The organism is Streptomyces brasiliensis, from assembly GCF_014647875.1.
Classification (GTDB): domain Bacteria; phylum Actinomycetota; class Actinomycetes; order Streptomycetales; family Streptomycetaceae; genus Streptomyces; species Streptomyces brasiliensis.
This window is the reverse complement of record NZ_BMQA01000060.1, coordinates 25,907-36,594: the sequence shown is the minus strand read 5'-3', so window position 1 is coordinate 36,594 and position 10,688 is coordinate 25,907. Positions and strand designations below refer to the sequence as shown.

General features: G+C 71.0%; 9 protein-coding genes. 8 read left to right on the top strand and 1 reads right to left on the bottom strand.

Annotated features, from left to right (window positions below):
- Window positions 1-336: hypothetical protein (locus tag IEZ19_RS41005; protein ID WP_229841409.1), on the top strand; the 336-nt coding region annotated here is incomplete at its 5' end.
- Between the two features lie 58 nt (window positions 337-394).
- Here IEZ19_RS41005 and IEZ19_RS41000 read toward each other — a convergent pair.
- Complete coding sequence (locus tag IEZ19_RS41000) at window positions 395-2,278, bottom strand: helix-turn-helix domain-containing protein (RefSeq protein WP_189316480.1); 1,884 nt, start codon at window positions 2,276-2,278, stop codon at window positions 395-397.
- Window positions 2,279-2,449: 171 nt separating this feature from the next.
- Between IEZ19_RS41000 and IEZ19_RS40995 the strand changes: the two genes are divergently transcribed.
- The 7 genes from IEZ19_RS40995 to IEZ19_RS40970 all read left to right on the top strand — a co-directional run bounded on the left by IEZ19_RS40995 (window position 2,450) and on the right by IEZ19_RS40970 (window position 9,839).
- The gene (locus IEZ19_RS40995; RefSeq protein ID WP_308429064.1) at window positions 2,450-3,439 is read left to right on the top strand and encodes a cyclase family protein; all 990 of its coding nucleotides are present in this window, start codon (window positions 2,450-2,452) and stop codon (window positions 3,437-3,439) included.
- Window positions 3,440-3,509: 70 nt separating this feature from the next.
- Window positions 3,510-4,934 carry an amidohydrolase family protein gene (locus tag IEZ19_RS40990; RefSeq protein WP_189316479.1) on the top strand — a complete coding sequence of 475 codons (1,425 nt, stop codon included), beginning with the start codon at window positions 3,510-3,512 and terminating at the stop codon, window positions 4,932-4,934.
- Window positions 4,935-4,950: 16 nt separating this feature from the next.
- Window positions 4,951-6,885, top strand: a complete 1,935-nt coding sequence (locus IEZ19_RS40985; protein ID WP_229841408.1) for an acetoacetate--CoA ligase — start codon at window positions 4,951-4,953, stop codon at window positions 6,883-6,885.
- Entirely contained in the window at window positions 6,882-7,766 is an 885-nt protein-coding gene (locus IEZ19_RS40980) for a thiolase family protein (RefSeq protein WP_308429063.1), read from the top strand. The genes IEZ19_RS40985 and IEZ19_RS40980 overlap by 4 nt, the downstream gene beginning before the upstream one ends.
- Window positions 7,757-8,059 carry a hypothetical protein gene (locus IEZ19_RS53195; RefSeq protein ID WP_308429065.1) on the top strand — a complete coding sequence of 101 codons (303 nt, stop codon included), beginning with the start codon at window positions 7,757-7,759 and terminating at the stop codon, window positions 8,057-8,059. Before IEZ19_RS40980 ends, IEZ19_RS53195 begins: the two co-directional genes overlap by 10 nt.
- Window positions 8,060-8,073: 14 nt before the next feature.
- Window positions 8,074-9,039, top strand: a complete 966-nt coding sequence (locus IEZ19_RS40975; protein ID WP_189316477.1) for a zinc-binding dehydrogenase — start codon at window positions 8,074-8,076, stop codon at window positions 9,037-9,039.
- Window positions 9,040-9,083: 44 nt separating this feature from the next.
- On the top strand, window positions 9,084-9,839 hold the full coding sequence (locus tag IEZ19_RS40970) for an enoyl-CoA hydratase-related protein (RefSeq protein ID WP_229841414.1): 756 nt from the start codon (window positions 9,084-9,086) through the stop codon (window positions 9,837-9,839).
- Window positions 9,840-10,688 lie beyond the last annotated feature (849 nt).

The window sequence follows — 10,688 nt, the reverse complement described above, 5'->3', positions numbered from 1 at the left end:
GGCCGGGTTCTGGAACGCCATGAGCGCGGCGGGGGGCGGATGGTCAAGCCGCCCTCCGCTAACCCGACGGACCGTCTCGCGCGCCCGCACGATCCGCGTGACGAGGTCGACGACGTCTGGGAGGAGCGCGTGCAGTGCCACGCGTGCGCGAAGTCCTACGTCGCGATCGAGATGGACCGCGACCCGACCGTCGGACATGCCGCCATCTGCGCCTCGTGTGCGTCGAGCGCCGCCTTCCTGGCGGCGGCCCGTGCCGAGCGCGGCAGCGCTCCGCGCCTCGACCCGCGGATGGACGGGCCTGCCGAGGCTCAAGACCCCGGCGTACCGGCCCTCTGAACCCGGTCCGGGGCCACTCCCTTCGAGGTGTGGCCCCGGACCGGTGAACCGTCGCGGCTCACAGGCACACGCCACCCCGGATCTCATCGATGAGCAAGGCCAGCTGGAGGGTCAGCAGGTCCGACGGGCGCCCCAGATCCAGTCCGACCGCTCTTGCGGCTCGCCTGAGCCGGTAGCCAACGGTGTTGGGGTGTACGAACAGCTGTTCCGCGGCCTCGCGGGTGGACATGTTCGCGGCGAACCAGGCGCGCAGGGTCGCCACCAGATCGCTCTGCCGGGCGCGGTCGAGCTGGACGAGCGGGCCCAGCGTCTCCTCGGCGAACCGGATCAAGCGCTCGCTGGTCCCGGACTCGAGGAGCAGGCCGTGCACGCCGAAGTCGGCGAGCCGGACTATCTCCGGGGAGGCAGGGGTGACGAGCCGGGCGGCGTGCAGTGCGACCGTGAGACTTTGTTCGACCTCGGCCAGCTCGACCTGCCCTGCCCCCACGACGCAGCGCGCCCGTCCGCCGGTGACTTGCCGCGCCCGCTCGACCAGTGACGTCAGAAGGGCGCGGTCCCAGCGCCGGTCCCGCAGTGGGTCCGCCGCGGTGGGGAGCAGGGCGACGACGGCGTCGCCGACCGCACCGACCACTGGACGGGGGCGGACGTCGCGCGTGGCGTCGAGCAGGGCGGCGGTGAGCCGCCCGGTGTCGGGCCGAGTGCCGCGGGGTCGGCCGGGGACCTGTACGAACACCGCGAGTTCGTGGTGCCCGCGTGGGTCGTGTCCGAGCGCGGCGGCTCTGGCCATCACGGAGTCGGCGTGCACCATCGCGGCGGGCGAGAGGAGGTCTGCGAGCAGGTCTTTCGTGAGCCGGGCCTCGGCCTCGGCGCGGCGCTCCAGGCGGCTCCGTTCCAGCGCGATCAGCAGCGCGCAGCCCTCCATCGCGCGGCGTTCGTCGTCGTCGAAGGGAGCGGCGGTGTGTGGCTCGCCCTTGAGGCTGCGGCGCACCCACATCCTGGTTCGCGGGGACGTCGAGCCCGGGATCGGCACCAGGCAGACACGGGTGCCCGCGCCGATCTCGTTCACGTCGATCTCGGTGGCCCGTCCCGAGTCCAGTACTGCAGCGACCCGCTTAGCCGCGCCGTCCGCCTCCGCCAGCACGTCACGCTGCACAGTGGCCCCATGCGGGGACGCGGCGAGCTCGATGCCGTCCTCGTCGTCGATCGTGATCTCGGCGTCGAGGCGGCGAGCCAGGAAGGCGGCGATGCCGACGAGACCGACGTCGGTGAGCAGCAGACGGGTCAGCTCCTGCTGGAGGTCGCGCAGCCGGGCGACGGTGGCCTGCTGCGCGAGCAGCTCTGTGTTCGCTTCGGAGAGCGCACCGATGGCCGCACGCTCGCGGTCGCGCCGGCGCGCGGCCACGATCGCGGCCGCGGCGTGGTCGCTGAGCAGGGCGAGCTGGTCGAGGGCGGCGGTGTCGAAGGCGCGCTCGGAGCGGGTGTAGCCGGTCAGGGTGCCGATGGGGGACTTGTCGGCGGTCCGCATGGGCGCGGCGACCACGGCGCGCAGGCCTTCCCGGGCCATGTTGGCCCGCCAGCGGTCCAGACCGGGCTCGTCGTAGACGTCCTCCACGAACACCGGGCGTCCGGTGAGGGCGGCCCGGGCGGTGGGTGGGCCGGTCCGCGCGGTCGCCTCGTCGAGCCGCATGGGCTCGACGTTGGTCCGCTCGATGTAGCCGGGAGACAGGCCGTGCGAGCCGTTGATCCGGAAGGTCCCCGATCCGGGGTCGAGCACGTAGACCGCGCACTGTTGCAGGTCGAGCAGTTCACATGCCTGGCGGGCGATCATGGCGAGTACCTGGTCGAGGTCGTGCTCCTCGTTGATGGCGCGCAGGCTCTCGGTCATCGCCTCCATCCACCGGGGCAGGCGCGACTCCAACGACTCCAGCGCTCTCCCGGCCATGGGATTTCGCCCCCTCGTCATCGAGTCCTCCGACCATGCACCCAACGCCATTGTGGCGGCCACAACGAAGAGCAGCACGCGTTGTGCGCCCACACATGGACCCGGTAGCAGAGGTACCCGCACGATCGAGCAGTCGAGGAGAGACCCGCCCGCCGCGCAAAGGAGCCTGGCTTGTCAACGCACGCCGAAACCGTCCGGGTCCCCACTCCGGTGCCCGAGGGCACTGAGCTGCTGGCGGGCTACATCTCCCGGCTCAGCAACTGGGGCCGCTGGGGGCCCGACGACGAGATCGGCACGCTGAACTTCGTAGGGCCCGAGCAGGTCCGAGCCGCTGCGGCGCTTGTTCGTAAGGGCGAGGTCGTACCCCTGTCCCTGCCGTACGACCAGGACGGTTGCCAGGACGGCGGCTTCCGGCAGAACCCCCAGCTCCTGGTCAAGGCCTCGGGCGCGGACTACGCCGCCGGCGCCCAGAAGCAGACGCCGTGGGGGCCCGGCAAGGGGTTCGGCTTCTCCGATGATGTCGTGATGCTCCCGACCCAGGCCGGGACACAGTGGGACTCGCTGTCCCACATCTTCTACGGCGGCCGGATGTACAACGACCGGCCGGCCGCGCTCTCGACCTCGCACGGGTCGAGCCACAACGGCATCCAGGCCGGTATCACCCGCTACGTGATGCGCGGCGTGCTGCTCGACGTCGCGCACTGGGCCGGGGTGGACAGCCTCGACCCGGGACACCCGATCTCCGCCGCCGAGCTTGACGCCGTCGCCGCGGCGGAGGGCGTCGAGGTGCGCCGCGGCGACGCGGTGCTGGTCCGCACCGGCTTCCTGGGCGCGCGCCGCGGTGCCTGGGGCGACTACGCCGGCGGCCCCGCGCCGGGGCTGTCGCTGCACACCGCCCCGTGGCTGTATGAGAAGGAGGTCGCCGCGGTGGTGACCGACACGTGGGGCGTCGAAGTGCGCCCCAACGAGATCGCTCAGATTCAGCCCCTGCACACCGTCGCGCTGGTGCACATGGGGCTCGCCCTGGGCGAGATCTTCGACCTCGACGCGCTGGGCCGCCACTGCGCCGCGGACGGGGTGTACGAGTTCCAGTTCGTGGCCCCGCCGCTGCCGATCAGCGGGGCCTCGGGATCGCCACTCAGCGGGTTGGCGATCAAGTAGGCCCTCGTGGGCCTGCGCAGTGGGAAGACCGGATACGACGACGTACCGCAACCGATGGATGGAGAAGCATATGGGCACCCGCACCCTGATCAAGGGCGGCCACGTGGTGACGATGGACCCCGCTCTCGGGCTGATCGACGGAGGGGACGTCCTGCTCTCCGGTGACACGATCGAGGCCGTCGGCCGCGACCTGCAGGCCCCCGACGCGACCGTGGTGGACGCGACGGACCGGGTGGTCATCCCCGGCCTCGTCGACACCCACCGACACACATGGCAGACGCAGATGCGCGCCATCTGCGCCGACATGAGCATCAGCGGCTACATGAACACCCTGCGGATGGCGATCTCACCGAACTACACCGCCGACGACGTCTACGTCGGCAACCTGGTCGGCGCGCTGGAAGCCGTCGACGCCGGGATCACCACGCTGCTCGACTTCTCACACTGCAACAACAGCCCCGGTCACGCCGACGGCGCTATCGGGGGCCTGCTCGACAGCGGCATCCGCGCGGTGTTCGCCTACGGCTTCTTCGACTCCGCGCCGCCGGAGGTGGGCTACGCCGACCACGCCCAACGTGTGAAGGACTACCACCGGCTGGTCCGTCAGCACTCGAACCAGTCGCGGATCCGCGTCGGCGTCTCGGTCAACGAGCTGGGCTTCGTCCCGTTCGACCAGACACGTGCGGAGATCGGCGCGGCCCGCGAGGAGGGCGAGATCATCGCCTTCCACACCGCCTGCTTCTTCGGCACCCCGCTGTCCAACGGCATCAAAGACCTGCACGCGGCCGGCCTGCTCGGCCCTGACCAGGTGCACATCCACTGCGTGGCACTTGACTGCCAGGAATGGGCCCACCTCGGCGAAGCCGGCTGCAAGGTCTCCATCGCCGCCGAGACTGAGATGAACATGGGCATGGGCTGGCCGGTAATGGCCGAGTGCCGCAGACACGGCATCAAGCCAACCCTGAGCTGCGACATCATCTCACTCAACTCGGGCTCACTCGTCCCACAGATGCGGCTGGCCATCGCGGCGGACCGGTTCGCACAGAACGACCCCATCAACCGCGCCGGGCAGATGCCGGAGTCCCTGCAGACCTCCGTGCACGACGTCCTCGCCTGGGCCACCATCAACGGTGCCGAGGCCTGCGGGCTGGGCGAGGTCACCGGCTCGCTCACCCCGGGCAAGAAGGGTGACATCGTGATCGTCGGCAACCCGCTGACGTTCACCGGCCAACCGTCGATCGACCCCGTCGGCGGGGTGATCTTCCAATCGACCCCACAGGACGTGCGGGACGTGTGGATCGACGGCAGGCACGTCAAGAAGGACGGCGAGTTGGTCGGAGTCGACCTCCCGGCGCTGTTCGCGCGTTCCAAGGCATCGACCATCGAGGTCCTGCGTAAGGTCCACCGCGACTTCCCGGTGCTGCCGCCGCAGGTGGAGGGCAGCCGCTTCGCCGAGCGCGAGAAGGCCGCCCAGGACAACATCAAGGCGGGTTGAGGTCACTGTGACGGACGTGCTCTGGCGACCCGACCCCGCCCGGCTGCGCGACGCGGCACTCACCCGCTTCGCCACGGCGGCCGGGCGGGCCTGGGCGACCTACGACGAGCTGTGGCGCTGGTCGGTCGACGACCTGGAAGGCTTCTGGGCGTCGGCCGCGGAGTTCCTCGGTGTCCGCTGGCACGCCCAACCCTCCGCGGTGCTGGGCTCGCGGGCGATGCCGGGGGCGGAGTGGTTCCCGGGCGGGCGCCTGTCGTTCGCCGAGCACGTCCTCACCGGTCGCGACCCGGACGCGGTGGCGGTGCAGTTCCGCTCGGAGGCGGCCGGGAACGGCGCCTGGACCTGGGCGGACCTGCGGCGCGAGACCTCACGGGTCCGCCACGGCCTCGTTGCCGCCGGCGTCGGCGCGGGCGACCGCGTCGCCGCCTACCTACCGAACCTCCCGCAGACTCTCGCCGCGTTCCTGGCCACGGCGTCCCTCGGCGCGATCTGGTCAGCCGCCGCCCCGGAGTTCGGGGCGGACGCCGTGGTCGCCCGGTTCACCCAGATCGCCCCGACCGTCCTGCTCGCCGTCGACGGGTACCGCTACAAAGGACGCGCGGTCGACCGGGAGCAGGAGGCCCGGGAGATCGCCGACCGCATCGGCGCCCGCCGGATCCGCTTCGGCCTGCTCGACGGCACCGGCTGGGAGGCCGGCTTCACCGGCGACCCGGACGCGCCGCCGGAGTTCGTCGACGTGGCCGTCGACCACCCGCTGTGGGGCCTCTACAGTTCCGGCACCACCGGCCCGCCCAAGGCGATCGTCCACGGGCACGGCGGAGTGCTGCTGGAGCTGCTGAAAACCGCCGTGCTGCAGCTGGACCTGCGCCCCGAGGACCGCTTCGCCTGGTACACGACCACCGGCTGGGTGATGTGGAACATCCAGCTTGCCCCCCTGCTGGCCGGCGCGTCCGTGGTGCTCTACGACGGCCATCCCGGCGGCGACACGTTGTGGGAGCTCGCCGCGGACACCGGGATCACCGTCCTCGGCGCAAGCGCCGCCTGGCTCGAAGCACAGCGCAAAGACGGGGCCCAGCCGCGCGCGGGACGGGACCTGTCGGCCCTACGCGCGATCGGGTCGACCGGCTCACCCCTGCCTGCCGAGTGCTACGACTGGGTCTACACCGAGTTCCCTGCGGACACCTGGCTGGTGTCGATCAGCGGCGGCACGGACATCGTCACCCCGTTCCTCGGGCTGGCCCCGAACGTCCCGGTGTACCGGGGCGAACTCGGCCCGCCTGCCCTCGGCGTCGACCTGCAGGCCTGGTCGCCCGACGGCCGCCCGCTGCGTGGTGAGGTCGGCGAGATGGTGGTCGCAGCGCCGATGCCCTCGATGCCGCTGGGGTTCTGGGGCGACGACGACGGCCAGCGTCTGCGCGCGAGCTACTTCGAGCACTTTCCCGGCGTGTGGGCGCACGGAGACTGGCTTGAGCTCACCCCGCGCGGCACCGGGATCATCACCGGCCGCAGCGACGCCACGATCAACCGCGGCGGCGTGCGGATCGGGACCGGAGAGATCTACCAGGCACTGGCCTCGATACCGGAGGTCGCCGACGCGGTGGCCGTGGACATCCCGCGGCCCGAAACCCACGGAGCGATCGTCCTGTTCGTAGTGCTGGACGGGGTACCTCTCGACGAGGCGCTCACTACGCGGATCCGGACGGCGATCCGCCGCGGGTGCTCGCCCCGGCACGTGCCAGACGAGGTCCTCGCAGTCGCCGACCTGCCGCGCACCTCGTCGGGCAAGAAGCTCGAGGTCCCGGTCAAACGCCTGCTCATGGGCGCGGAGCCCGACTCTGTGATCAGCCGCGACAGCCTGGCCAATCCCAGCGCGATCGATGCAGTGCTCGACGCCGCCCGATCCCTGATCCCACCACTCCGACCTGCTCACACCAACCTGGAGAACGCATGAACCGTGACGTCGTTATCGTCGACGCCGCGCGCACTGCCATCGGCCGCGGGCATCCGGACAAAGGAGTGTTCCGCGACCTGCACCCCCATGACCTGCTCGGCGCGGTCTACCACGCCGTGTTCGACCGCACCGGGCTCAATCCCGCACAGGTGGACGAGGTGCTCGCCGGGTGCGTGCAGCAGATCGGCGTGCAGGGCGCCAACGTGGCCCGCAACGCCTGGCTGCACGCCGGCCTGCCCGTAGAAGTCCCGGCGAGCACCGTCGACACCCAGTGCGGCGCATCGCAACAGGCCGTCAACCTGGCCGCCTCCTTGATCGCGTCCGGGGCGCGAGACATCGTGCTGGCGGCTGGCGTCGAGCACATGGGCCGCCTTCCGTTCGCCGCCGGCGTACGCGCGCAGGAGCAGTACGGCGACGCCATCACCCCCGAGATCATCGACCGGTACGGCGTGGTCAAAGCACAGAACCTGGTCGGGCAGGGCCCGTCCGCCGAGCGGATCGCCGCACATTGGGACCTCTCCCGCAGCGAGCTCGAGGACTGGGCGGTCCGCTCCCAGCGGCTCGCCGACGCCGCGACCCGCGCCGGTGCGTTCGACCGCGAGATCATGCCCATCGAGGCCGGGGGAACCCTGGTGCGCACCGACCAGGGCATCCGCCCGCAGACCACCCGCGAGAGTCTCGCTGCGCTGCGTCCGGTGTTCGCCGACGACGGCGTACTCACTGCGGGGACCTCGTCGCAGACCTCCGACGGTGCGTCCGCGGTGCTACTGATGGGCGCCGACACAGCCCGCGAGCTCGGGCTGCGCCCGCGCGCCCGGATCAAGGACCACCTCGTACAGGGCGACGACCCGCTGATGATGTCACCGCCCCCATCCCCCTGACCCGCCTGATCCTGGGACGCAACGGGCTGACCATCCACGACCTCGACGTCATCGAGATCAACGAAGCGTTCGCCTCCGTCGTCGGGGCCTGGATGCACGAGATCGGCCCCGAGCCGGACCGGGTCAACCCCCGCGGCGGCGCCATCGCCCTCGGCCACCCACTCGGCGCCTCCGGCGCCCGACTGATCACCACCCTTCTCCACGAGCTCGAGGACCTCGACCGTGAGCTCGGCTTCCTGACCATGTGCTGTGCCGGCGGCCTGGCCACCGGCACCATCCTCGAACGACTCTGAGCAGAGGAGAACCCTTGTTCGCCGTCTACGCCAGCAAACCGAACCCCGATGACCCGATCGACTCCCTCGTGGTGGGGGAGCGACCCGAGCCGCAAGTTCCCGACGGCTGGGTCGCGGTCTCGGTCACTGCGGCCGGGCTCAACATGCACGACCTGTGGACGCTGCGCGGCGTCGGAATCAAGCCCGAGCAGTTCCCGATGATCCTCGGAATGGACGCTGCCGGCACCCTCGCCGACGGCACCCCCGTCGTCGTACACCCTGTGATCGGCGACCCGGACTGGGCGGGCGACGAGACCCTCGATCCCCGACGGACCCTGCTGACCGAGAAGCACCAAGGCACGCTCGCGGACACCGTGATCGTGCCGCGACGCAACGTGGTCCCGCTGCCCGAGGGCATGGACCCGGCCCACGGCGCCGTGATGGGAACGGCGTGGCTCACGGCCTACCGGATGCTGTTCACCAAGTCCGGGCTACGCCCCGGGCAGACGATGCTGGTCCAGGGCGCCTCCGGCGGCGTCTCGACAGCCCTGGTCCAGCTGGGACGGGCCGCTGGTCTCCGGGTCTGGGTCACCGGCCGGAGCGAGGCGAAGCGGGAGCTCTCCAGCCGACTCGGCGCGCACGCCGCCTTCGAACCCGGAGCACGGCTCCCAGAGAAGGTCGACGCGGTCTTCGAGTCCGTCGGCGAGGCCACCTGGTCGCACTCGATGCGGGCCCTGCGGCCCGGGGGCGCGATCATCTGCTGCGGCTCGACCAGCGGCCCCAACCCGGGCGCGGACCTGCAGCGCCTGTTCTTCCTCCAGCTGCGGGTCGAGGGATCCACGATGGGAACCCGGGCCGAGCTCGTCGATCTGCTGCGCTTCGTCACCCACACCGGGATCACCCCGCAGATCGGCCTCAAGTTGCCGATGGCCGAGGCGGAGAAGGCGTTCCGCACCATGCTCGACGGGGACACCGCGGGGAAGATCGTGCTGACGAGGTGAGCGTGAGCACCCCCGCCTTGCACACGCCCGACCCGTACACCTCGATCCGGACCGAGGTCCCCGTGCCCGGGGTCGGTCTCATCCGGCTCGAGCGGCCGAAGGCCCTCAACGCACTCAACCAGGCCGTCCAGGCGGAGGTGCTGGCGGCGGCGTCGGCCTTCGACACGGACCCCGAGATCGGCGCCATCGTGGTCACGGGCTCCGAGCGAGCCTTCGCCGCGGGCGCGGACATCGCGGAGATGGCCGCCCTGGACTACTCCGATACCGAGCGACTGTTCGACGGCTGGGACCGACTCGCGCAGCTGGGTACGCCGCTGGTCGCTGCCGTATCCGGGTACGCCCTGGGCGGTGGCTGCGAGCTCGCCATGCTCTGTGACGTCCTGATCGCGGCGGATACCGCCGTCTTCGGCCAGCCCGAGATCAACTTGGGTATCCTGCCCGGGATCGGCGGCAGCCAGCGCCTGGCCCACGCCGTCGGCAAGGCGAAGGCCATGGACCTCGTCCTCACCGGCCGCACGATGGACGTCCACGAGGCCGAGCGGGCAGGGCTGGTGAGCCGAATCGTCCCCGCCACCGACCTGCTCGACGAGGCCGTCGCCGTGGCAGCCACGATCGCGAGCAAGTCCAAACCCGCGGTGCTGGCGGCGAAGCAGGCGGTGAACAGGGCGTTCGAGACCGGCCTGACCGAGGGCGTGCGCTTTGAACGTGCCCTGTTCCGCGGCCGGTTCGCCACCATGGATCGCGCCGAGGGAATGGCCGCATTCCTGGAGAAGCGCGAGCCCCGCTTCACCGACCGGTGACTGGTTGAAGGCTGGTGTCCAGACTCCGCCCCTCTGGGCGAGGCCGCGCATGCGCTGCGCACGTGCGGTGGGAAGTAAGGACATCAGCCTTCAACATGTCGTGACACGAATAGTAGAAGGTTCGTGAGTGCCTGAGTCATGCCTCCGATGCGAGTGTCGGTCCACTGGCTCTGTTCACGAGACTCTCGTGAACAGAGCCAGTCCACAGCGTCGGAGCGCGGAGGACCCGCTCCGCGCGGGAGCCTGCCGCATTCCTGTGCTCGGTAGGAAGAACAACGTGGTCGTGGCCAGCAGGAAGAACGCCGCGCAGATCAGCAGGCCGATGCTGAGTCCGTACCCGGCTGCGATCTGACCGAGGCGAACGGGGCGAACGCAGACACACCACGGCCGATGTTGCGCACGATCTTGATGTCGGAGCCCGGTTGGGATTCTCCTGTTCCAGGGCGCTGACGACCTCGTTGACAGTGCGCGGCTCGCCGGGCTGCTTGGCCAGGATGCGAAGGAGGAGATCACCCAGCGGCGGCTCAGCTGTGGCTCAGCGGTCTTCTTGGCGGCCGCCCTCTTCGCCGGGGCCTTCCGAGCGCGGTCCGCGTCCTTGGCCGGAGCCGTTGAGCCGCTGGTCTCCTCCTGCCGCGGCCGTGGGACCGGCCCTCCTCCGGCGCGGTGGGTGCCGCGGAGACAGACGGTCGAGCCTCGGGTGGCATGGGCCCCGCCGCGTCGGGGGTGTCCCGGGAGGGCTGGACAGGGGGCAGGGTCTGCTTCGCCGTCACCGCGGCCGACCGCACCGCCCGCCCGGCCGCCTGGCACATGCACGCGGCGGCCCAGGTACGCGCCAGCGGTCCCGCCCGC